Source organism: Paraburkholderia sp. Cpub6, assembly GCF_014201065.1.
Taxonomy (GTDB): Bacteria; Pseudomonadota; Gammaproteobacteria; order Burkholderiales; family Burkholderiaceae; genus Paraburkholderia; species Paraburkholderia tuberum.
Genome location: NZ_JACHDM010000010.1, coordinates 49,427 through 71,240 on the forward strand (window position 1 = coordinate 49,427; position 21,814 = coordinate 71,240).

Genomic DNA, 21,814 nt, shown 5'->3' on the forward strand with positions numbered 1-21,814 from the left:
GCGCTTCGAGTAGCAGAATCGATGGCTGTGGTAGCCCACGTCCCAATCGACGGCGGCCCTCTGAGCGGCAAGCGATGCTCCTGTACCGGATGCGGTTTGTGTCATCATCGCCTCATCAATGCAGCAGTGAAGATGCTCGGAGCCAGGACGGCAGGCTTGCAGCAGTAGTTGCGTTGCGACCCCGGCTCGATCCTGACGGATCGTCGGAGCACGAACCGGGAAATTGGGCTGACGCAGAAGATCCGAATATGGGCTGGCAATTCACGATGCGCGGATATTAGCTGCCTGCTTGCCTTTCGGACCTACACTGATCTCGAAGTAAACTTTTTGGTTCTCCCGGAGTGACTTGTATCCGGTCGATCGAATCTCCGAGAAATGTGCAAAGAGATCTTCGCTCCCATCGTCGGGCTTGATGAAGCCAAAACCTTTTGCATCATTGAACCACTTCACAGTACCGGTAGCCATTTGCTTTTCCTTTTGAAATTGGTTATCGAGATAGTGCGTCTGAATATGGGATTGCTGCCGACCGACAAAACGGGTGCCGACTATCACAAGATCGCAGCCTATCGGCACATGTCGATCGAAACGGCGAAAGTCTTGCGCTCGCCTAGTATGGGGAGATCACCATACAATTCTATTGGGCGTTCAGGCAATACTCAACGCGCCTCTGGTATTCATGTATAGACTCGCGTATAAGGTTTCACACTTCAGCCCTGTCTCGATGCGTATGCCACCGCACAGATGGTCGACGTATAGGGCCGGGTCAACCAGGATCAGTTCGACTCCTACCCGGAAGCACGTTGCCGCGAGCAGTTGCCGGTATTTCGCGTGGAGCGGCCCTCGGAGCCCTGCTGACTAAACGGCTTACGTGTGCCGAAGCAGGTGCCCGGCATAGCGCCAAACTCGAGCCCAAGCTTGCAACAAACGCCGCCGCTGGCTCTTATGTCTGCTGCATCACGCAGGGACTGCCTGGATGTATTTAGGTATTAAACGTTTATACCTTTGGAACGTTGAATAGTGTTCTGATGTCGCGTTCAATTGTAAGCTAGTACGTTTGAGACCATTGAGCCCGTCATCGTAATCGGGATTAACAGATCTCGTCATGCAGTTTTCAATCCGACGTTACAAGTGATATGAGGTAGTTATTAATGTCAGTCTCCGGCTGGTTTATTCTAACCTTGGCTGTATCATTGGCCAATTTCCCTTTCACCACAGGCAGGTTCTTTGGCGTTATCACCCTTCGACATGGCAAGACAGCCTGGGTTTACATAGCGGAGTTTGCATTGACCTACATGATTTTGGCTTTAGCGGCGTATGCGTTGGAGGCACAGGAGGGCAGGGTGTTCGACCAAGGATGGCAATTCTATGTAATCACCGTATCCCTATTGATGGTGTTTTCGTTTCCGGGATTCGTCTTTCGGTTTCTGCTCTCACGGACATAGCTTCGCCGACAATATCATTGAGCGACGGTCGTTGACACGTCGTGTTCCAGCCGGACTTGTTGCCCGGCTGGTTGAAGATCTCAAGATCTCAGCTTGTCTAAACGCTCTTCGCGTCCAGTGCCATGTGTACCGCGTCGCGCGTGCTTGCGAACTCCCTCTCGAAGTCAAGCGTTCGTCGAGCGGTGGACATGGCCATCAAGACTTCTGCGCCACCTTCTTTTGAACTCTTGATCCAAAACCAGAGACGCCGCTCGCGCACATAGAACATCGAGAATATGCCGATAACTAGCAAAAGGCTACCGACATATACCAAGATCTTGCCGGGTGCCCGAGTTAACTGGAATGCCGACGCCTGAACCTGCGTGAACGAGTCAAGCTGGAGGAAAATCGGCGCCCCGTAGTAGAAGCTGTCTGACAGTGCTTCGACCGAAGCCCGAACAAAGGAAATATGTGACGGATCCTGTTTCATCTCAGGCTCGCCATGCTTAATGCGAGACAGCTGCCACAGATCCCACATAACACCGTTGAGCGTGCGTAGGAGGGTCATCGCCGCCCTTTCCTGTTGCGCCGCGGGCGTGGAGCGGTCGATCAAGCCGGCAATCGCCGCGAAGCCGCCCGCTGATGCCGCGACTGTCGTTGGGGTCACATTTCGCTCGAAGCCGGCGAAGTGGTCCAGCAGCCGAGATACGTCGGATGCAGCAACTTTCTGAGCTTCAGTATCGGCACCCGAATACGAACGCTGTGCGAATCGGGATACGGCCTGGCTCCGCATGCTCGGAGACTGCAAGGCGGCTCGAAGATTCATCCAGTCCCTTACTGAATTGTGATCGTCTGCGGGAATGCGGAGAAAGCGGAATGGTTCGTTGATCCCCAACCTTACGCCGGTCAGAAACATCTGCTGGCCGGAGACATTTACTGGAAGCAGAAAGGTTTGATATTCGCGGGCCTGCCCGTTAATATCGCGTACCTTGTACTGCATCGAGGGCCCTAGATCTCGTAACGTGGTAGATAGATTGCTTTTCGCGCCTGAACCGAGTCGTGCGTCAATCTCGCTCTTGAGCGAATGTTCTTTGAGAGCACCTGGCACACTATGGGCACCGTCCCTGTTATGAGTATCTTCGACGTTGATCGAACGAAAATCGGTGAGCTCCACCGTCTCTCCACTTTCTCCGGCGGTCGGAAGGTGAATACGCGTAATACCCCCGATTGTGCCCTGGAGCTGCTCAGTGAATTCGGCCGTGCCGGCCATCGGCCACACGGTCATCGCGACCTTGGACCCACCATCCTGAAAGCTCGATTGATAAATTGAAATGCCGTCGTAGGTGAACGGCTTGTTTACCTGGACGCGTGCCTGAACGCGCTGCCCAGTCTTATGATCCGTGACCACGATATCACTGGCAAAAAGTTTTGGCATGCCGGTTGAATAATAATCAACCACGAACCTTTTCAATTGAATTGAAAATGGCAGATCTTGGATCAATGAACCGTCCCGGCGACTAAGTACGACCGTGCTCGTCTCCCGGCCTTCGGGTACGAGAGAGAACCCGCGGAAAGTTGGGTTTGAAGGGGATAGTCGATGGTCCGGAGAAACTGCGTCTACATCCGTATCCAACTCGGTCGCAGTCTTTCCGGAGAACCACATCTGCAGCTGGATCGGCAGATTGCTGTCCAGCAGCCCACCCATGCAGATGACCACGATCGCCAAATGGGCCGAAATATAGCCTAGCTTTGTAAGGGCGCCACGTTTACCTGCAATCAGGATCGCTTCGGTATCGGTATTACGGGTGACTAGCTTATAGCCCAGCTGACGTCCGAGGCTCATCAAGAGTTCGGCAGTTTCAACGCCAGTTAGGACCGCTGCGCGGAACTCACTCTTGTGATGGAATGCGCGTAGGCTCCCTTCGCGGACGCGGTCCTTCCAGCTGCGCGCGTCCCGGACCATCTTCGGGGCGTTGTCAATTACACATAGTGAGACCGAGATCACAAGAAAGACCAGAATCAGCATGAACCACCAGGACCCGTAGACGTCGTAAAGATCTAGCCCGCGGAAGACGTCGGCCCAAAATGGACCGAACTGGTTCACATAATTGACGTACGCATCCTCCTGTGTGAGGACAGTACCGACGATGCTTGCAATCGCCAGTATCACCAGCAACGCTATGGCAAAGCGCATTGACCTGAGAAGATCGATGGCGTGCTTGAGCTCGTATGCATTTCCACGAACTCTCAAGCAAATCTGGCCTACGGCCGTCGGACGCTCGCTCAAGGGCACTCCAGATAATTGTGAGTAAGACGGTTGTAAAGGATCGGCATCGTTGTCACTCCGACTGTCTCCGGGCTGTGGACAATCAAAACAATCCTCAATTCCGATTTCTACACGAGTTTTTGGTGCGAACAAAGAGTGGCCGACTATACATGCGTATATCGAACGGTCAGGCCTTATCAACTCGTCTCGCGAGCTATGTTGCTTATTGGGAGAGCGGGCTGATGGACCGTCGCACTGCGCTGGCTCACGGCATCAACGTGGCGCACCCATAAGGGCATGAATCATATACCTGTGGATCGTTGAATGATGACCTTCAAGAGTATTTAATTCCGTAGCCAACACAGGCTACGGACTGGGACGTCGCAAAGCGTACTAGATTCCGGTTATCTCGTTCACGTATAGGAGAACCCGCATGTTGAAGCGACTCTCAGTCATTAGTGCAGTATTGATCGCGTGCGCATCGTTTAGCACCGGCGCTTGGGCTGACTCTGATGGGCAAGACCTTCCCACGGTAAAGCGGCAGCTGCCGCAATACACCTCGGATGGCCAGCTACTGCTTCCAAAGAATTTTCATCAATGGATCTACGTCGGAAGTCCGTTGACGCCGAACGCCCTTAACGGGGGGAAGGCAAACTTCCCTGAGTACCACAACGTCTACATTGAGCCGGGTTCGTACGCAATCTACAAAAAAACCGGCGAATTTCCTGAAGGGACCATTTTTGTCAAAGAACTTCAGCTGACCCAGCCGCAGCAGTTTCCTGACGGCTCAAGAAATGAGCCGTCAGGGCGAGGTCTGTTCCCTGGAAAGTTCAATGGCGCTGACGTCACGGTGAAAGATTCAAAGCGCTTCGCTGCGACAGACGGTTGGGGATACTTCAACTTCAATCACTTTGAGCCGAAGGCAAAGATGGCGAAAGTCAAGGCGAAAGAGGAATGTGCATACTGCCACATCGCTAGCGCGAAGAAGGATGATGTCTGGACACAGTTCTATCGACTGCTTGACGATGATGGGCACCTGAACCCGAACTACAAGCCAGAAGCTCAATAAGATCGCGCGCCTCGGTTATAGCCGCCAGGTAGAGCCATCGGCACATATGCTGACACCGCGCTGGTCATCGGGTGACCGTCTGTCTTGATCAGCGCGGAAAGGGAGGTGCGGGTGTGTGGTGCTCGTTGGCGATGTAATGTCTGCCTCTGCAAAGACTCGTTAGCGTTTGGTAACTCGGCTCCGCGTTATAGAAGTTGAAGCGCGGTGTACCGTTCTCCAAACAGTCTGCCGTCACTCGACGGATCGGCAATGGCACTGCACGATTGCAGTTCAACGCAAACCCGTGCCATTGTTGGAGCGACGAGGCCAGTGTAGGCCGTACATAAATCTGTCGCGGCTCCGCGTGTCGGTTCGGCGCACTTGGGACGGTGCGGAAGCACGGACTCACGCCCGGATTTCCGTACGTGTCCAATCCAGATTCCGTGTCGAGCAATGTCCCGGATCCGTTTAGAGCTTTGCATGCTGGACATCTTCAACCCTGTCCGAATTGCCATGGGAAAATTAGGTGAACCCGAACGAAGACGAGGATCAAGCCCTTGAACGCATCGTTCTCGATGGGCCGAAGGGCGCGATTGTTCTAGCAGGTACTGCGACATCAATCGTGATCCTCATATGGATGGTATTTTATGTACTTGTTTTCCTTCCGCGTGGCGTTATTCAATGAGCGACGATATTATTGAAAATCCGTCAGTCAGTATCGTTCATAAAATCGAACGGAGGTGGGCGATTCTGATGTCGGCAATCATGCTCATCCTGATGCTGACGGTCGTCTTCACGGGATTGCACTGGGCGATGATGCCGCCGTCCAGAGTAGAAACCATACGCATAGCATCCCTGGAAACCAATAGCGAGTTTTCAGAAAGTAACTTGGGAAGTGCCGCATCCAAAGACGGATCCGTTATCGTCCGGGTACTGGCGCAGCAGTATTCGTTCACGCCTCAATGTATCCTTCTTCCGGCTAACACGCCCGTCACCTTCCGGGCGACCAGCGCTGATGCGATCCATGGGATGCTGGTAACGGGGACTAACATCAATTCAATGATTGAACCAGGGTACATATCCACGTTTAAAACTGTGTTTACGCAGCCAGCCGAGCATTTGATGCCTTGTCACGAATACTGCGGGACGGGTCATCAGGCGATGTGGGCGCGCGTCAAAGTTATAGAGCGCGCCACCTTCTTCGAGATGCTTAAACGAAAAGGGGCGAACGGGAGGCTGAACTGTGTTAATTAACAAGCGGCTTGTGCTTCTTCATTTCTGGCTTGCTTTCGCGAGTTTCGCTGTTGCGTTGGCGTTGGGCGCCTGGCAGATGTACGTGAGAAGTCCGCTACATCCATGGATAAAAGATCCGGAAATTTACTATCGGTCCGTGTCGGCGCACGGCTCGACTATGGCATACGTCTTCCCGACTCTCGTCGCGATGGCCCTCGGATACGCCGTCATTGAGCTTTCGCTTAAGCGCGCCATTGTCGGAGTGAAGCTGGCGTGGGTAGGTTTTGGCGCCGTCGCCTTGGGTTTTATGCTGGCCGTTATCGCAATAGGAAGGGGTACGGCTTCAGTTCTCTATACGTTCTATCCGCCAATGATCGGCAGCTCGATCTACTATATAGGCGTCGTCCTTATCGTTGTAGGGTCATGGGTATGGGTTGCGCTGATGGGCGTCAACCTTGCGAGCTGGAAGCGCGATAATCCGGGCGTTCCCGTTCCGCTTCCTATGTTTGCCTGTGTCGCGAGCGCGTACCTCTGGGGATGGACGGCCGTCGGTGCCGCAATCGAAATAATTTTTCAGATTATTCCGGTTTCTTTGGGATGGAAACACAACATTGATGCGGGTCTCGCACGCGTTTTCTATTCATGGACGCTGCATGCAATTGTGTACTTCTGGCTAATGCCAGCCTACATTGCTTATTACACGATCGTTCCGCGTGCTATTGGCGGGAGACTATACAGCGATTTAATGGCGCGGGTGTCTTTCGTAATGTTTCTGGTTGTGTCTATGCCTATCGGCATACACCACCTGTTCGCTGATCCACAGGTGGGATCGGGCTTTAAATTCATGCACTCGGTCTTTACGGCATTGGTCGCCATTCCTACTTTGCTAACGGTGTTCACGATCTGTGCTTCGGTTGAGATCGCGGGGCGGCTGCGGGGCGGGAAGGGTGTCATAGGTTGGTTGAAGGCTCTTCCATGGGGCGATCCCATGATGCTCGCCATCACTTTTTCGTTTGTGATGCTGGGTTTTGGAGGAGCAGGTGGACTCATCAACATGAGTTACCAGTTAGATTCGACTATACATAACACTCAATGGGTGACTGGACACTTTCACCTCATCTTCGCCGGCGCAGTCGTGATCATGTACTTTGTGATCGCCTACGACCTGTGGCCGCAGATTACTGGTCGCGCGATCACAGACATGCGACTGATCCGTATCCAGCTATGGCTCTGGTTCATCGGAATCATGGTATTGACAATCCCCTGGCATTTGGTGGGCATCATGGGTATGCCACGAAGAATGGCATACTTCGACTACACGAATGGTGAAATTTCGTCTCAGGCGCTGCCGGTGATCGTATCGGTCATTGGCGGAGTCATCTGTCTGGTTGCTGGTCTTCTCTTTGTTTTCATTTTGGTTCGCGCCCACCGCTCGACGGTCGATCTTGTTGAGGACTACACCTTTAGTGTGCCGATTCATCGAACAGAGAGTGTGCCATCTGCGTTGAACGGTTTTCGACTTTGGCTCGCCTTGATGATCGGTCTCACATTGTTTAACTACGGATATCCGATTGCGTCGCTGATTGCCCGCCCAGACACCTCCGTGCCTGGAATTCCGATCGGCCAGGGGCATTGACATGGACGCGAAGCCAGTGTTCTCGCTGACGAACCGATGGCTGGTAGGCAGCGTATGCGGTACCCTCGCCGTCGCGGCCACCGCTGCTGCGATAGGGTTTGTCCTTCTGCCGTCGGTGCAGGGCGGCCCACAGTTTCGAGGCATATGGAATGCGATCTGTAGCGCGGCAGGAGTGTCCCGCCACTGGGCGCTGAACGAATCAATCGTCTATCCCGCTGACGGCTCGGTAAGTGCGGTTACTATAACGCCGCAGACACTTGCTCATGACGACCCCGACGCGGTCCGGCGCGGCGAGGTGCTCGCAGCACGATGCGCTGCCTGCCACAATGCATCTCAAGCCGTTGCGCCGCTTCTGGTCGGGCAAGACGCTGCATTCGTCTATAAGCAGCTTTCAGATTTTCAAAGTGGTGCGCGAACAAATGTAATAATGACCTCGATGGTCAAACGACTATCCGAGAGAGATATGCGTGACCTCGCACTCTACTTCGCTTCAGCAGGGCATTTGACGGGCGGCGTTGCGACGGTCGTAGTGCCGACGATCGTCGCACGTGGAAACCCTACAAAGAATGTCGTTTCCTGTGCTGTTTGTCACGGAGGCATTGATCACAAGGCCGGAGCACCATTTCTGCAGGGTCTTTCAGCATCCTACCTAGGCGCTCAACTAGATGCCTTCGCAGCAGGTCAACGACATAATGATTCCGGTGAGCAGATGCGAAATATCGCGCGGAATCTGACCGAAACGGAGATAAAGGACGCGGCGGCATACTATAGCGGGTTCACGGATGCGAAAGGACGAATATCCCTGCCCTGACACCGTCAGCACGGGCGCTGACGGTGTTATCGTGGTCAGGCGGGACCAGGTCAGTTCCCCGTGAATACCGGAGCAGCAGGTTCATAGTAGACTAGGGGCTGTTTTTTTTCGTAGTCTCGATTTCGTCTCGGACTCGCCCATGAATAACGCGCAGTTACGTGAGCTTCCTGTCCTGGAACGCTTTCTTGCCGCTCTGGACATCGGCCTGACGAATTTCACGCTCTGTGACATTCGCGATGGCTGGAGCGCTCGGTTCGAGGCCTGCGCAACGGCGAGTCTGCATTACTGCATGGACGGAAGCGGTGTTTTAATAACGCAACACGGTGAACGAGTATCGCTCAGCGCGCACAGTTTCGTACTTCTGCCGCCAGGTATCGGTTACAAAATCGAGAGCGGCAAATCGTGCGCAACGCGCGAAACGAATCGCTCGCGTGTCGGTGACTGGCCTTGGCAAGAGACCGTTCCGACTGTCCAAGTCGGTGGTGGCGACAATGGTATTTCCACCGCATGTGGCGAACTGCGTCTTGACACGACTTCGGGCAGTGACCCGTTCAAGACGTTGCGACATCCGCTCGTCGCCCAGTTCGACGGCAAGTCAGGATTGAGAGACCAGTTCGTTTTGCTGCTCGCGGAGTCCGCGCGTCCGGGGCTTGGCTCGCGTACCCTGGTCGAAGCGTTACTGAAGCAGTGTCTGATCCTCGTGCTTCGGCGACAGATAGACAGCGGCGGTGTGGACCTGCCCTGGGCAGCCGGCGTTGCTGACAGGCGTCTCGCCAGTGCGTTAGAAGAAATTCTCGAGCGATCGGCGTCGGCCTTGTCAGTCGAGCGTCTGGCACACATCGCCGGAATGAGCCGCTCAGCGTTCGCTGCACAATTCATAAAAGCGTTTGGGCAGTCGCCAATGGCCATGCTTAAAATCGTTCGCTTGAAGAAAGCCGCGGAATTGCTGGCTACCACCAACTATCCGGTAGCAGAAGTGGCGAGAATGGTAGGCCTTTCGAGTCGGAGTAACTTCTCACTGGCGTTTAATGCCTTGCACGGGTTGGACCCGAGCGCGTTCAGACGTCGTCTCACTTCTGTGCGCGAGCGCCGACCCGAGTAGGCTCTGTAGCCGGCGAGGAACAGTGATGCGGTGGCCAGGCTGGCATTTGCCGGTCGGCGATAGGGCGTTGTAACAGCTTTTGGCGCGTTTTCCGTCGACCAGGGCGAGTCATCCGCGTTTTCAACACCCGCTTGTCTACCACTCTTTTGCTAGGCGTGGGCTGAATGCACGGTGTTGCTGTTTCCTGCTCGTTCGAAGTACAGAATGTACGTTGCTCGTCCCGGAGACGGCATGGCAAAAAAAAAAGTTTTTCCGGGCAACGAAGAAGCGGATTGTTCGTGGACGACGCAAGAAGCCGGAGAAAGGGCTAGGTGAGTCGGAGTGACAGAAACGAAGCCCGCGAGGAACGGCTGACAAGCTGATTGACTGGCATGCGGAAAGCAGGTTGGAACCATACAGAGACGGTGTGAGATGAGAAACAACGTCATAGTCGCAATAGGATACTTGTGCCTGAGCACCGCGGCGAATGCACAAAGTAGCGTTACCCTATTTGGCGCATTAGATGAAGGCGTTAATTTCACCAACAACGTTGGAGGCCAAAAAGCGTGGCAGACATCCAGCGTCGATCTTATTACGAGTCGCTGGGGCATCAAAGGAAGAGAGGATCTCGGCGGCGGACTTCACGGAGTCGTCGACCTTGAAAGCGGGATCGTTCTCGACAACGGCACCGCATACTACGGCGGGCGGCTGTTTGGATATCAATCGTATTTGGGCCTTCAATCGGACGTCGTTGGGACACTTACAATGGGAAGACAGTTCGACACTGTGACTGATACGATCGGGCCAATGACAGCCAATGGGAATTGGGCCGGCTATCTCTTCTCCCATCCGGTAGACAATGACAACACAAATGCGTCATTCCATGCAAACAATTCAGTGAAGTACACGAGCCCTGTCATCTCTGGTGTTAGCGTGACCGCACTCTACGGTTTTAGCAACGCTCCGGGGGGATTCGCAAACAATCGTATGTACGGCGTTGGATTCAAATATGCGTATAAGTCGTTCACGGCCGCGGCTGTTTTTCAGGATCTCTCTTTGCCAGGGGGGAGCGCGGGCGGAACAGTATCCTCAGATGACTACGGCTTCGCCGCGAACAATCAAAAGATATATGGAGCTGGTGTGTCTTACGGGCTCGGCGCCGCCGCGGTTGGCGTCGTTTATACGCATGTACACTTGCAACAGCCTCAGTCGTCGATATATGTAGGCTCGCTGGGCACGGACCTCGCAAGCGTTACATTCGACAATCTGGAAGTCAACGTTAAGTACAACTTCACTACCAGTTTGTTCGTAGGTGCGATGTATACTTATTCGCGTGCCAATATCGGCCGAGATGAGTCGAGTCGTTCTCTTCATTGGAATCAAGTCGGTCTAATGGGCCAGTACTCCCTTTCAGGTCGTACAGCGCTATATGCGCAGGTCGTCTATCAAAAAGTCAATGGAACATCCGATTCTGTTTTAGACAATGCATATGTGACGGGGTCTGCGGGTGTATCCAGCAATTCTCATCAGGTAGTCGGGCGCGTGGGAATCATGCACGCTTTTTAATCGACGTTCTGTGCGATGAATGATGCTCCGATGCCCTTAACCAAGGTGATGAGCGGTATGCGGGGAGCTGTTTGTTGGTTGACGGCGCGGTGTCAGGTGCGCGGGCAATAGTATCAGTTTCGTGCGAAAGTAAGGGATCTTGAACTGATCGACGGGAAATTTTCAAGAATCGTCAGGTCGTGCGTGTGACTTTCAGATTGACCGAACGTTTTTCCGATTACCTTCTCATAACCGGCCCAAGTAGTGATTCGTGAAAGTCGCTGACGGTACTAAAGAGGGAAGCAGTTCGACACCTATCTAAATGCTAGCACCGCCAGGTCTACAGGAATAGCGAATCGGCAAATTTTGATCAGAGATTCGCAGTTCCTCTGTGATGATGGAGTTTTCTTGTAGTCTTCCTGGTAAGGAGGGGCGATCGCTAACCCTTTCCGGCAGACTCAGAAGAAACTGGAATTCAATTGTCCACAGGAGAGATTGTTGATGAAAATGCCATCTGTTATAGGCGCCGCCTTGGCAGCGGTCGCGTTTACCGTTGCGTTGCCAGGGGTGGCGCAGGGGACGGGCGAAGCGATCACGCCGAACTTTGATCACGCGATTCCAAACATTCCTGGCAGGTCTTTGACGGCCGTAGTCGTTGACTACGCCCCCGGCGGGGCATCGCCGCCATACAAGCACGCCAAGTCAGCCTTTATCTATGCTTATGTCGTATCGGGTTCTATCGAATCACAGGTGAACAACGGCCCGAAGCTGGTCTATCATGCAGGTGAGAGCTTCGTTGAGGAGCCTGGTGCGATTCACCGCGTTAGCCGAAATGCTAGCAACACAAGGCCCGCTAAGCTACTCGCGGTATTCGTCGTGGATACCGACGACAAGCCCCTGACGAGCCCCGCTGAGTAATCTCTCCCAGCGTAAGCGTGGCAGTTGTCGGCTGAGGGCGGGGAGGACGAGGACTTTCACGAGCGAACTGTGGCCTTCCGGTCCCCGACTCGGTGATGGCGCGATAGACCGTTGTTTGCAGCTGACGAGGCGCCGGATACGCTGATGATGGCAGCAGTTGAGTCAGCCAAAAGCACGATCTTTCCGCCCTTGCCAAGGGTGCCTTTCGCACTCCGGCCAGGCAAGCGGCGCCGGGTGGCGAGCCAACGCTCGCGCGCCACACCTCTGTACGTTGCATGAACACTGCGCGAGGCCGTCATACGCGAATCTCCGTCTTTTGGTTTGCGCTCGCCTTTGCCGCGCAAGCAGTCTGGTAGCTTTTCCAAGGAATTTGCTATCACCGTTTGAGTCACGCCGGGTATCGGTAAGATTTGGTAGTTACTTGAGGTGGACATACAGTTTCGATAACGTTACGCAGTAACGGACCGAGAGAACAGATGTTATAAAGAAATCGCGAATTTACGTTAGCAAATTCGAACGTACTGCGCACGTCGATCGCATTTGGCTGAGGGGTGTCGTTATCAACTAACGAAGAGAGAGAAACTAGCTATAGCGGACGAACGAATGGTTTTTATCGGTCGCCGTTATGTATAAGTGCAGTCAGGTGGTGTCGATGTTACGCAGTAACGATTGGTGCGGTCAAGCAATGGTGCGGTCGATGATATCTTTTCAGTGCCGCAAATCGAAAAGAATATTGTCCCTCATTTGCGATGGGACGATGCAGTTCGATCTATATGGTGTCCTTCTTCCGGCTTGCAGTCGTGAGGAATGCATGAGTGGTGTCGCGCGCTACGCTCGTTTAGATGTCACTGGTTAGAGTCGGGTTGGAACCGTTTGGTGAAAATTGGAAGACGACGGGAGCAGAAAGAGGCCGGCGCACGGCTTTGCCGGCCAAAAGGATTCCTGGAATTCCGAGGCCCTCTGGTCCAGGAATCTGAGAATACGCAGTATGCCATAATTTTATCAAGTAAGACTTAATACAAACGTATCGGAAAGTTTTCGCGTCGATCACTGCGTCTTAATTGGGTTCCACGTTAATGTTGCGCACTCGCAGCGGACGAAGAGATTGATGTTGCCAGGCTTTGTGCTGTTGCTGGCCGTTGATATAGATATCCTTGAGCGTAAGGAACTCCGACCGACTCCAGGCCGTCGTGTTGTGATTGGGTCTCCACACCTTCAGCGATGACCTTGACGCCGAAAGGTCGAGCGAGCGCAACGATTCCGGCTATCAGGTCGGCCCCGACGGTATCAACCTGACTGACGAACTTCCGGTCAATCTTGAGGTAGTCGAAGGGAAAGCGACCAAGCAAGTCGAGATTGTTGTACTGGGTCCCGAAATCGTCAATCGCGAATCTCACACCCTCGGCTCTCAGTGCGGAGAACGCGGCCGATGTTAGGGCGCTTTCTGAGAGCAAAAATCGCTCGGTGAGTTCGAGCACCAAGGTGGTATTCGGCGGCAAGCTCCTGACTGCGGCTACAACTTCTGCAACGAAACCCTTGCGCTGCAGATCACGCGGCGCAATATTGACAGCAATTCTCAAGGGGAAGGCCGGTGTCAGGGCGCTCATTTCCGCGAGTGCCGTTTGAAGAACGAAGCGAGTCACCTCTTCGAGCATGTCGCTAGACTCGACTTCTTCCATGAAGATCGCCGGACTGATTGGTCCCCACTTCGCGTGGTGCCAGCGAAGCAGGGCCTCGACGCCCACCACGCTGCGGTCAGACACGGCGACGATAGGTTGATAAACGACATGGAACTCCTTGCGTTTTAGTCCTTGCCGAACCGCCGCCAGCAGTAACCGACGTGGCGCAAAGGCGAGCAAATACATTGCCGCAATGAGACCGGCTACGAGTAAGCCTATGGCACCTGAAGCCACTGCGAAGGCCCAGCGCTGGCGTGTCATCAGGCTGGGCGACGATGCTACGAGGATCGTGAACGGCCAAGCGCGGGATGTAACACCCGTTGAGTAAGGGGCGTCAGCATCGATTGCTGTATGGAACCGCCCTTTTTCATCAAGCACTCCGTTTCCTGAAATTGCGAAGGCCGCACGCTCAGCTCCATATCTGACCCCGTGCACCAGAACGTCGCTGAGATATTCGCCCTCAATGATATATAGCACACCGCTGTTGCTCGTGGTCGAACTGAAAACGGCGAGAACTGGTACACCTGGTTGAAACGGCGTTTCCGCAAGAAGTGTGATGTCTTTTGCGCGACGTCGAGCCTGCACGTATGCCGACAGAGGGACATCTATTGGTCCCAATGCGGAAGAGCAGTACACCCTGCCATTCTCGACGAGTGCGACTGTGCGTACGTAGCGCAGATGCGTTTCCAGTTCTGCGAGCTTGCGCTCGACCTCGATGCAAGGCGACCCTGGAAGTGTTTTTACATTTGCCCGGCTGCTGGTGCTCGCGCCGTCAAGGACCTTGTCGACCGACGCAGCCAGGTCATTGCCGATCAGCCGCTCGTTTTCGCGGAGTGCGAGCGTTGCGAGATGTTCACCCACGCCGATGGCAATGAACATAAGGACGGCAGCACCGGCGACCATGGCGCCCAGCGTTGCTCTCGATGACAAACGCCGAAAAGAAGATGAGATCTTAGAGAGTTCGGCCTTTCTTGCAATCTTCTTATGGGGATCGGACATCTTTCGGGGACAAGGAGGGACACCTCTACATTGAGTAATGACGGCAGCGAACTGCAAGAACATACCTCAGATCGAGTCCGAGGCCAACCACGACGGCGCTGGTGCGCTAAAGAGTTGCAGTTAGCGCATAACGCTGGACTTTCTGTCATGTCTTTCGGATTTACCGTTCTAAGAAATGTGCGAGAGTAGAGCGCTCGCGTCAGTCGGCGCGAATCATTGTTTATGAAAGGAGTTGCGCGATGCTTTTTCCTCGTCAGACGGCACCTGAACTTGTCGTCGATACTTTGGAGCACGGCTCGTTCGATCTCGCCTTGGAAGTTCCAGAGCGAATGACGCTGATTTGTTTTTATCGGGGGCTTCATTGTCCCATCTGTGCAATGTATCTAAAAGAGCTGGAACGACTCACGCCAGAATTCGCTGAGCGAGGAATTACGACGATCGCCATCAGTTCCGATAGCGAACCTCGCGCGAGAGACATGCAGAAAAAGGTAGGAGCTAACAGCTTGCGCATCGGTTATGGATTGTCGCTATCGGAAGCTCGGAAGTGGGGACTTTATATTTCCACATCACGTGGCAAAACATCCATCGGGGTCGATGAGCCTGAGATGTTCTCGGAGCCTGGCTTGTTCCTGCTGCGTCCAGATCGGACCATTTACTATCTTTCCGTCCAGTCTATGCCGTTTGTGCGCCCCAATTTTAAGGAGCTACTCCAGGCTCTGGATTTTGCGATTCAGCATGATTACCCGGCGCGCGGCGAGTACACGGGTGACTTATGAGCTTTGAGGTCGGTTCGTGATAGTTCGAGCGCTCACCGTGAAGGGACAGGCGCTCACAGTGGACCGGATGCGCGGAGACAACGTCCTGCGTCCGGAAGGCAGCGTCAGCAACGGCGGGACCCCGGGATCCGTCAACGGGACCACTGTTCTCCGCGAACAAACGCGCGTCATCGAACTAGCGCTGACTATATGGTCTCAGGGACAGGTTCATGCTGCAGGGCGGCACCGAAACGCCAATTTAGGCGCTAACCACTCGCTGGGTGCTCGTAGGCGCCGTTCATTCTTCGTATGCCGCGATGGTCGCCGCGCGACGCGGTGTGTTCTATGAGCGGCTCGGGATATCGATAGCCTTTACGACGGCTGGGCGCGCGAGGAATGTCTGAAATGCACGCGTTACATGCGGGAAATCAGTGATACCGACCAGTTCACCAGCTTCGTAGAGGCCGACGAGATTTCGTACCCACGGAAAGGTGGCTATGTCAGCGATCGTGTACGCGTCACCCATGATCCAGGAGCGCTTGGCAAGGCGGCCATTGAGCACGTTTAGCAAGCGCCGCGATTCGGCAACGTATCGATCGCGTGGGCGTTTGTCCTCATAATCCTTCCCGGCAAACTTGTTAAAGAATCCGATTTGACCGAACATCGGGCCTATGCCGGCCATTTGAAACATCAGCCATTGAATCGTTTCGTAACGGCCTGCCGGGTCATCCGGGATGAACTGCCCTGCCTTATCGGCGAGATAGAGCAAGATGGCGCCTGATTCGAAGAGGGCGAGCGGCTTGCCATCGGGCCCTGCCGGATCGAGGATTGCCGGAATCTTGTTGTTGGGGTTGAGCGAAAGAAATTCGGGCGACATCTGATCGTTAGTATCGAAGCGCACCAGATGTGGTTCGTACGGTAGTCCCGTCTCCTCAAGCATCACCGAGACCTTGACACCGTTTGGCGTGGGTAGCGAATACAGTTGGATGCGATCAGGGTGTTGTGCGGGCCATTTGCGTGTTATGGGGAAGGCGGAAAGATCGTTCATCGGTGGACTCGCTCCAAGGAGCAGTGTTTATGGGAGGATGGACCGCCGCGTGTGCGGTCTCATTGGTCGGCGGCGTACCGCTCTTTGCGCGCCATCCTAACGATAGACAGCTACGCGGTTTGCATCTTGCACGGTGATGGCCCAGAAGCACAGAGTCAAAAATTGCTTTGTTTTATGGGTCATCAGAACACTCACATGAGTTTCAGTATGCGCCGTCCGAGTTTTTCGGCGGTGATCTCACAGTCGATGTTAGTGAATCCGAGTAGCAGGGCCGGTTCTACGTGTCTACCGATGCTCCAGTCGCTCAGCGCTTGCGCATACATACCGTGAGCGCGTATTCGTTCGGCGAGGGAACGATCAGAACGGCCACGCCGCATGCGAAGTACTAGGTGCATTCCTCCTGGCTGTGGATCAATACGCATGTGCGCGCCGAGGATTCGCTCCAGGCCGGTCGCCGCCGCTCGCCTGCGCTCGCCGTACAGCTTGCGCATGCGCTGGATGTGGCGGGAAAAATGACCTTCGGTCAAGAAGTCGGTGACTATGGCCTGCGTGAGTTGCGGACCGCCGCATGAAAAGATCTGGCTGACGCGCTCGAAACGTTCGATTTCTGCTTCGGGTACGACGAGGTATGCCAGTCGAATACCCGGAAACAGAACCTTGCTGAAGGTGCCCGCATAGAGCACGCGCCCGTGTCGATCAAGGCTTTTGAGAGCAGGTAGCGGACGGCCGACGTATCGGTATTCGCCGTCGTAATCGTCTTCTACAATCCACGCCTTGTTTTTTGACGCCCATTCGAGCAGTGACAGACGGCGCGGTAGAGACAACGACATGCAAAGGGGACTCTGATGTGCAGGCGTAACAATGGCCGCACGCGCACGTGATGCAGTGGCAATTCCATGCGCGACGTTCAGCCCTTCTTCATCGACCGGGATGGGGGTGGCTGAAATATTTGTGTGTTGCAACAACAACTTTGTAGGGGGGAAGCCAGGATCCTCGATCCATACATGATCGCCCGGTTCGAGGAGCGCATGGACGATCAACTCCAATGTGTTGCGATATCCAGATGTGATGAAAATTTGCGCGGGCGAGCATTCTATGCCACGTGCGAGTTGAAGGTACGTTGCGATCGCACCCCGCAACGCCGCCAGACCATGCGCGGCGGGATACACCAGATCGGAGATCTGTGCGGCCCGTACGCAGCGCGCGGCTAGGCGGCTCCAGAGCCGTCGAGGAAAGGCGTCTAGTGCCGGTAGTCCCATCTGCAGCGGCATAATTGAAGCCGGGCGCAAGTTCACCGTACAGGCGGCGTAAGCGGAGGGCGCCTCTGAAGCTGCTCGCGACAACACCGGCGGCTTCAGGCCAGACGCAACAAAGGTGCCCGCCTGGCCGCGAGGCTGGAAGTATCCCTCCGCTATTAAGGTCGAGTAGGCCGTCTCAATGGTTCCCCTGGACAAGCCCAACTCTGTGGCCAACGCGCGAGCCGACGGCACCCGGTCGCCCGGAGCAAGGCGGCCATCGGTGATTGCGTTGCGAAATCGTACATAGACTTGCCGGTAGAAGGGCTCCTTAGAAGCCGGGTCCAGTGGAGATAGAGTGCCTGTTTGTGTGCGAGTCATGGCCTGGTGAGCGCGCCGAGTCTTGGCTCTATGCGATATGCCATCGAATTCATAGTATAAGCCTTGGTGGCACTCCGCCGCTGGTACTTAGGAGCTTACGATGCCGATTCTTAACGCCGACATGCTCGACGTGATCCAGCGAACGATCCTTTCGTTCGTCGCGACGGTAAACGAAGATGGATCGCCAAATCTTTCGCCGAAAGCGTCGCTTATCGCACGCAATGACGCATTGTTTTTCGCGGATATTGCCTCGCCTCGAACCATCAAAAATGTCCGGCGTAATCCGGTAATCTCGATTAACGTAGTCGACGTCTTCGCCCGGCGTGGGTACCGTTTCAACGGGAGGGCAAGTGTCCTGGCTGCTGGGGATGTTGATCGAGAGTATGTCGCCGAGTGGGTTTGGCGGACGAACGGCTTGGATTATCCGGTTAATCATGTTGTCCGCGTCGACGTGCATGAGGCGCTACCGCTTCTTTCCCCTGCCTACCTCTTCGGAGAGAGAGCATCGGAAGAAACACTCCGTGAAGTGTATATGGCGAAATACGGTGTCCGGAAGCGGGATTAAAGCACTGTAGTAGGTGAGACCGTTGCGGACGACTATGAGGGACCGCCGGGGATAAGCCGGTCATCAGGTACGGCTGCTGACATCGAAGACCAAAAAGGAATCACCTTTGATGTTATTTGTATCCTCCTCAGACACTAGCGCCGAGCAACACTTACACTCTAAGGCGCAGGGAATTTGTTCGCCACATGACATGCAAAGAACATATCGCTACAAGGGTTTTGAAGTATCCGTAGACCTTGAACCCGTGTGGGAATCCACAGGCAGCGCCGTGCCGTCGCTGCCCATCGGCTTTGTCGCAAACGTGAGCATCGCGGGTAAGGGGATGCCGAACTCGCTCACGCTTCCGATTCGCGTGACAAACGACAACAAAAAGCTGTTCGGAACGGAAGCCGCTGCGCTCATGGCCGGGTTCAGCGCCGCCCAGCGATTGATTGACCAGACGTGCTTGTCGGACTGATTGTGGTTGACGCTGTCGTCAAGGGCCCCCGACCTCGGGCGACTGCTCCAAGGCCATTAACTACGAGGACTCTTGCTGCTCGTGTAGCCGACCATCTCAAGGCATGCGGGGGTGTGTGACTCTCTTGAGAGGCGGCACTACGGGCGTCGGCAACGGATGTGATGAGACGAATGAGCATTCTTTTGCTTCGGGGCAGACTGGTGAAAGGCATCGACTGAGCATACAGTGAAGACTCCTGATACGACGCGCAAACGTGCTACGTCGAAATATGCGAAAGGTGATCAGTATGCTGAAGATCTCGTCTCGTTATAGTCACTTCGTTTTTGGCGTTCTTCAATCGGGGCTGACTAGTGGCATTGCTGCCGCGATTGCGAGCATCTCGTTTCTCAAAGGCGGCATGTTTGTGCCGCATTGGCTGACGTCATGGGGTATTTCATGGCTGACAATGCTTCCTGTTGTCGTGACTGCGGCCCCGTTCATTCGCAGGCTTGCGGACCGAATCGCGAGTTAACTTGCTCCGGATCCCTGCTTTGAGCTGCCGCAATATGCCCGGTAATGAGGGATCTCATTTTTGCAAGACGGCGACGTCCCTCCGCGCGAATTGGCGTTGACCGCCTTGATGGCGCGCGGCGGCGTAATCGTCCCTTTGCTGCAGCACGTCTGGTACGGTCTCCGCACGGAGCTTGCGGCAGTAACGGTCGATTCTGTACAGATCTGATCAGGCCGTTCAAAGCGGTTCGCTGCACGAGTTTCTCCCGGGGGATATCTCGCGCGACTGTTATTGAATGCGAAACTGGAGCCGAGTCGGGCTTCGCGGTACGTACGCTGCGACGTTGGTATCGGCACCGACTGCTGATGTCGTCTTCCTAGACTACCGGCGGGCATCGGCGTCACGAGCGCAGCACACTGCAGTCCGTGGTCGGGGCCAGGTCTGCTGGAATCGGCCAACCAGGCTGAATAGCTGAAGGTAGAGCGTTCAATTAACTTGTGTCCACAGCGGGGATGAAGCCCGCTGTCGCGGCATAGAACGCTGCGCCAGGCCGCGATACGCGAATCTCCGTCTCATGCAGCGTACAAAGGTGTAGTGCGCGAGTGTTGACTCGCCACCCTCGCGCGGCTTGCCGTGCGGAAGTGCAGAAAAGTCGCCACTCGCAACGGTGGTAACAGCGTGTCTCTTATCAGGACCACCGTTACTCCTGCGCCCGGAATCTCTATGTCTATGGGCAGATTTGAGCACGATTAAGCTGCCGGAGTGCGATTGTCTCGACGCAATGATGTGGGCGAGCCGCAACTGACAGGAAGTCAGACCGAACTGCTCGCAAGACACCAATCAATTCTCACGAGCGGCAACCAGGTTTCTACGGTTTTCTCTGCGAAAGATTCCGGCGAGCCGCCGGCGGTCGCAACATCTCCGATTGGTTTTTCGCCGGATGAAGGGTTCGCTCTCGCAGGCCGGCCCCGCGAGAACAAGTTTAGATGCGAACGCCGAGCATCCCTGCCACGATGATTACAGTCCACACAGAGCTAGCGGCGATAAGGGTCCAGCAGATTCGATTTGCTTTTTGGATACTTACACCGTGCGCCAACATAACAGTCCGAAGTCCACAGGCGATATGCGAAAGTATAAATAACACGCCGAGTGAATAGTGAGGAATCAGGCGTTCCGACCACGCGTCGCGAATCAGACCTGTGGGTTCATCAGTTGCCCACGCATAGTCGGTATCTGTGCCGAAGTAACGGGCGAGGATGAATACAGAATTAATATGCGAGGCAATGAAAATGACAAGATACGCCCCGGTTGCCGTCTGGACTGCTGCGAGAAAGTCCTGCTTGAGGTTAAGCTTCGGCGCCAAGAGTACCAGTCCGCTTACGATTTGAAAGAAAAAAAGTGCGATCAGAATAGGTTCAAGCCACCCTGCCCGGTAAACGTGGCGCAACACAAGCATGACGGACTTATGGACGTCAGTGCCGAAGATGCCGACGGCGTGGTTACCCAGATGAGGAAACAGGTACACTGCGATGATTGCGACGGATGCTATGCCGTGAAGCACACGGACACGACTCGTGTTCACGGTCGGTCGCGAGAGGACGGTATCACTCCGCTCAGTGGAAAGTGTCAATAGGCTGCCGACAATCACGGCAGACCACAAACCGAGCCAGACCTTTCCGTCTGCGCCGTTTATTTTCATGAGGTATAGCAGAACGCCTAGGATTACATACAGCGGCGGTGAGGCGAATGTCAGGTGCGCAAGACGACGCAAAATGACCGCGTGCCTTCCACTTACGTCGAGCCGGGCGAGCGTCAACAGGCTGACAAACGCGCTAGCAGGCACCGCGTATACCAATGCTATAGCGAACAACGCCCCGACGGTACTGTGGTTGCCGGTCGATTCGTAGAATTTCGTGAGATACCACGGATAACCCAGCGCCAGCACGGTCGGTGCAAAGTGCCAATAGAGTGAGGAGGTCCGATCAGCTCGTGCAATCGTAGAGTTCATAGTCGTGATTCCGAATGTTTCACCGCGAGCAGGCGCGGAGATATGCCGCGTAGATGACGCTCAACGATTCTACGATTTGGCAGTTGTGGACGTGGGCCGATGTTGCCCACGTGAATTGGGCCGTAGAAAAACCTTCGTCTGGGAAAACGAACGGTCGACGGAAATGTGAAATTCAGAGGGAGGCCGCGTGGACGACCTTTTAATTAGGCTAGACGGAGTGGGTCCGATCCAGCAGCAA

19 protein-coding genes are annotated in these 21,814 nt (G+C 54.7%); 13 read left to right on the plus strand and 6 right to left on the minus strand.

The annotated features are described in order from the left end of the window. Nucleotides 1-261 precede the first annotated feature (261 nt). On the minus strand, nucleotides 262-465 hold the full coding sequence (locus HDG33_RS18505; RefSeq protein ID WP_184031974.1) for a cold-shock protein: 204 nt from the start codon (nucleotides 463-465) through the stop codon (nucleotides 262-264). 683 nt (nucleotides 466-1,148) lie between these two features. On the opposite strand from HDG33_RS18505, the gene HDG33_RS38275 reads away from it, so the two are divergent. Further along, entirely contained in the window at nucleotides 1,149-1,442 is a 294-nt protein-coding gene (locus tag HDG33_RS38275; protein WP_184031976.1) for a DUF2818 family protein, read from the plus strand. Between the two features lie 97 nt (nucleotides 1,443-1,539). On the opposite strand, the gene HDG33_RS18515 is transcribed toward HDG33_RS38275, so the two are convergent. Continuing rightward, the gene (locus HDG33_RS18515) at nucleotides 1,540-3,615 is read right to left on the minus strand and encodes a cytochrome c biogenesis protein ResB (RefSeq protein ID WP_184032158.1); all 2,076 of its coding nucleotides are present in this window, start codon (nucleotides 3,613-3,615) and stop codon (nucleotides 1,540-1,542) included. A gap of 505 nt (nucleotides 3,616-4,120) precedes the next feature. On the opposite strand from HDG33_RS18515, the gene HDG33_RS18520 reads away from it, so the two are divergent. The 8 genes from HDG33_RS18520 (at nucleotide 4,121) to HDG33_RS18555 (ending at nucleotide 11,959) form a co-directional block, all read left to right on the plus strand. After that, complete coding sequence (locus HDG33_RS18520) at nucleotides 4,121-4,756, plus strand: cytochrome P460 family protein (RefSeq protein ID WP_184031978.1); 636 nt, start codon at nucleotides 4,121-4,123, stop codon at nucleotides 4,754-4,756. Nucleotides 4,757-5,261: 505 nt separating this feature from the next. Further along, nucleotides 5,262-5,420 carry a hypothetical protein gene (locus tag HDG33_RS18525; protein WP_184031980.1) on the plus strand — a complete coding sequence of 53 codons (159 nt, stop codon included), beginning with the start codon at nucleotides 5,262-5,264 and terminating at the stop codon, nucleotides 5,418-5,420. After that, nucleotides 5,417-5,989, plus strand: coding sequence for a cytochrome C oxidase subunit II (locus HDG33_RS18530; protein ID WP_184031982.1), 573 nt, complete (start codon nucleotides 5,417-5,419; stop codon nucleotides 5,987-5,989). Before HDG33_RS18525 ends, HDG33_RS18530 begins: the two co-directional genes overlap by 4 nt. Then, the gene (locus tag HDG33_RS18535) at nucleotides 5,979-7,604 is read left to right on the plus strand and encodes a b(o/a)3-type cytochrome-c oxidase subunit 1 (protein ID WP_184031984.1); all 1,626 of its coding nucleotides are present in this window, start codon (nucleotides 5,979-5,981) and stop codon (nucleotides 7,602-7,604) included. The genes HDG33_RS18530 and HDG33_RS18535 overlap by 11 nt, the downstream gene beginning before the upstream one ends. Before the next feature lies 1 nt (nucleotide 7,605). Further along, complete coding sequence (locus tag HDG33_RS18540; RefSeq protein WP_184031985.1) at nucleotides 7,606-8,415, plus strand: c-type cytochrome; 810 nt, start codon at nucleotides 7,606-7,608, stop codon at nucleotides 8,413-8,415. A 139-nt stretch (nucleotides 8,416-8,554) separates the two neighbouring features. Continuing rightward, nucleotides 8,555-9,517: an AraC family transcriptional regulator gene (locus tag HDG33_RS18545; protein ID WP_184031986.1), complete on the plus strand. Its 963-nt coding sequence runs from the start codon at nucleotides 8,555-8,557 to the stop codon at nucleotides 9,515-9,517. A 411-nt stretch (nucleotides 9,518-9,928) separates the two neighbouring features. Further along, nucleotides 9,929-11,062: a porin gene (locus tag HDG33_RS18550; protein ID WP_184031987.1), complete on the plus strand. Its 1,134-nt coding sequence runs from the start codon at nucleotides 9,929-9,931 to the stop codon at nucleotides 11,060-11,062. A 480-nt stretch (nucleotides 11,063-11,542) separates the two neighbouring features. Next, a complete protein-coding gene (locus HDG33_RS18555) occupies nucleotides 11,543-11,959 on the plus strand; it encodes a cupin domain-containing protein (protein WP_184031988.1) in 417 nt (138 codons plus the stop codon). A 1,073-nt stretch (nucleotides 11,960-13,032) separates the two neighbouring features. Here HDG33_RS18555 and HDG33_RS18560 read toward each other — a convergent pair. Continuing rightward, nucleotides 13,033-14,637 (minus strand): EAL domain-containing protein, encoded by a 1,605-nt coding sequence (locus HDG33_RS18560; protein ID WP_184031999.1) that lies wholly within the window; start codon nucleotides 14,635-14,637, stop codon nucleotides 13,033-13,035. A 239-nt stretch (nucleotides 14,638-14,876) separates the two neighbouring features. On the opposite strand from HDG33_RS18560, the gene HDG33_RS18565 reads away from it, so the two are divergent. Further along, nucleotides 14,877-15,413 (plus strand): peroxiredoxin-like family protein, encoded by a 537-nt coding sequence (locus tag HDG33_RS18565; protein WP_184032005.1) that lies wholly within the window; start codon nucleotides 14,877-14,879, stop codon nucleotides 15,411-15,413. 322 nt (nucleotides 15,414-15,735) lie between these two features. On the opposite strand, the gene HDG33_RS18570 is transcribed toward HDG33_RS18565, so the two are convergent. Both HDG33_RS18570 and HDG33_RS18575 read right to left on the minus strand, forming a co-directional pair. After that, on the minus strand, nucleotides 15,736-16,440 hold the full coding sequence (locus HDG33_RS18570; protein WP_184032007.1) for a glutathione binding-like protein: 705 nt from the start codon (nucleotides 16,438-16,440) through the stop codon (nucleotides 15,736-15,738). Between the two features lie 191 nt (nucleotides 16,441-16,631). Beyond that, nucleotides 16,632-18,056, minus strand: coding sequence for a PLP-dependent aminotransferase family protein (locus HDG33_RS18575; RefSeq protein ID WP_184032009.1), 1,425 nt, complete (start codon nucleotides 18,054-18,056; stop codon nucleotides 16,632-16,634). Nucleotides 18,057-18,156: 100 nt separating this feature from the next. Between HDG33_RS18575 and HDG33_RS18580 the strand changes: the two genes are divergently transcribed. The 3 genes from HDG33_RS18580 (at nucleotide 18,157) to HDG33_RS18590 (ending at nucleotide 19,589) form a co-directional block, all read left to right on the plus strand. Beyond that, nucleotides 18,157-18,621 carry a pyridoxamine 5'-phosphate oxidase family protein gene (locus tag HDG33_RS18580; protein ID WP_184032011.1) on the plus strand — a complete coding sequence of 155 codons (465 nt, stop codon included), beginning with the start codon at nucleotides 18,157-18,159 and terminating at the stop codon, nucleotides 18,619-18,621. Between the two features lie 109 nt (nucleotides 18,622-18,730). Further along, nucleotides 18,731-19,078, plus strand: a complete 348-nt coding sequence (locus tag HDG33_RS18585; protein ID WP_260330487.1) for a hypothetical protein — start codon at nucleotides 18,731-18,733, stop codon at nucleotides 19,076-19,078. A gap of 286 nt (nucleotides 19,079-19,364) precedes the next feature. Continuing rightward, a complete protein-coding gene (locus tag HDG33_RS18590) occupies nucleotides 19,365-19,589 on the plus strand; it encodes a DUF2798 domain-containing protein (RefSeq protein WP_184032013.1) in 225 nt (74 codons plus the stop codon). Between the two features lie 961 nt (nucleotides 19,590-20,550). On the opposite strand, the gene HDG33_RS18595 is transcribed toward HDG33_RS18590, so the two are convergent. Further along, nucleotides 20,551-21,576: a hypothetical protein gene (locus tag HDG33_RS18595; RefSeq protein WP_184032015.1), complete on the minus strand. Its 1,026-nt coding sequence runs from the start codon at nucleotides 21,574-21,576 to the stop codon at nucleotides 20,551-20,553. Between the last annotated feature and the right edge of the window lie 238 nt (nucleotides 21,577-21,814).

Coding starts and splice junctions, on each gene's coding strand:
- HDG33_RS18505 (WP_184031974.1), bottom strand. CDS start 465: ATGGCTACCGGTACTGTGAAGTGGTTCAATGATGCAAAAGGTTTTGGC.
- HDG33_RS38275 (WP_184031976.1), top strand. CDS start 1,149: ATGTCAGTCTCCGGCTGGTTTATTCTAACCTTGGCTGTATCATTGGCC.
- HDG33_RS18550 (WP_184031987.1), top strand. CDS start 9,929: ATGAGAAACAACGTCATAGTCGCAATAGGATACTTGTGCCTGAGCACC.
- HDG33_RS18545 (WP_184031986.1), top strand. CDS start 8,555: ATGAATAACGCGCAGTTACGTGAGCTTCCTGTCCTGGAACGCTTTCTT.
- HDG33_RS18515 (WP_184032158.1), bottom strand. CDS start 3,615: ATGCGCTTTGCCATAGCGTTGCTGGTGATACTGGCGATTGCAAGCATC.
- HDG33_RS18540 (WP_184031985.1), top strand. CDS start 7,606: ATGGACGCGAAGCCAGTGTTCTCGCTGACGAACCGATGGCTGGTAGGC.
- HDG33_RS18530 (WP_184031982.1), top strand. CDS start 5,417: ATGAGCGACGATATTATTGAAAATCCGTCAGTCAGTATCGTTCATAAA.
- HDG33_RS18570 (WP_184032007.1), bottom strand. CDS start 16,440: ATGAACGATCTTTCCGCCTTCCCCATAACACGCAAATGGCCCGCACAA.
- HDG33_RS18585 (WP_260330487.1), top strand. CDS start 18,731: ATGTTATTTGTATCCTCCTCAGACACTAGCGCCGAGCAACACTTACAC.
- HDG33_RS18520 (WP_184031978.1), top strand. CDS start 4,121: ATGTTGAAGCGACTCTCAGTCATTAGTGCAGTATTGATCGCGTGCGCA.
- HDG33_RS18565 (WP_184032005.1), top strand. CDS start 14,877: ATGCTTTTTCCTCGTCAGACGGCACCTGAACTTGTCGTCGATACTTTG.
- HDG33_RS18575 (WP_184032009.1), bottom strand. CDS start 18,056: ATGACTCGCACACAAACAGGCACTCTATCTCCACTGGACCCGGCTTCT.
- HDG33_RS18595 (WP_184032015.1), bottom strand. CDS start 21,576: ATGAACTCTACGATTGCACGAGCTGATCGGACCTCCTCACTCTATTGG.
- HDG33_RS18590 (WP_184032013.1), top strand. CDS start 19,365: ATGCTGAAGATCTCGTCTCGTTATAGTCACTTCGTTTTTGGCGTTCTT.
- HDG33_RS18560 (WP_184031999.1), bottom strand. CDS start 14,637: ATGTCCGATCCCCATAAGAAGATTGCAAGAAAGGCCGAACTCTCTAAG.
- HDG33_RS18555 (WP_184031988.1), top strand. CDS start 11,543: ATGAAAATGCCATCTGTTATAGGCGCCGCCTTGGCAGCGGTCGCGTTT.
- HDG33_RS18580 (WP_184032011.1), top strand. CDS start 18,157: ATGCCGATTCTTAACGCCGACATGCTCGACGTGATCCAGCGAACGATC.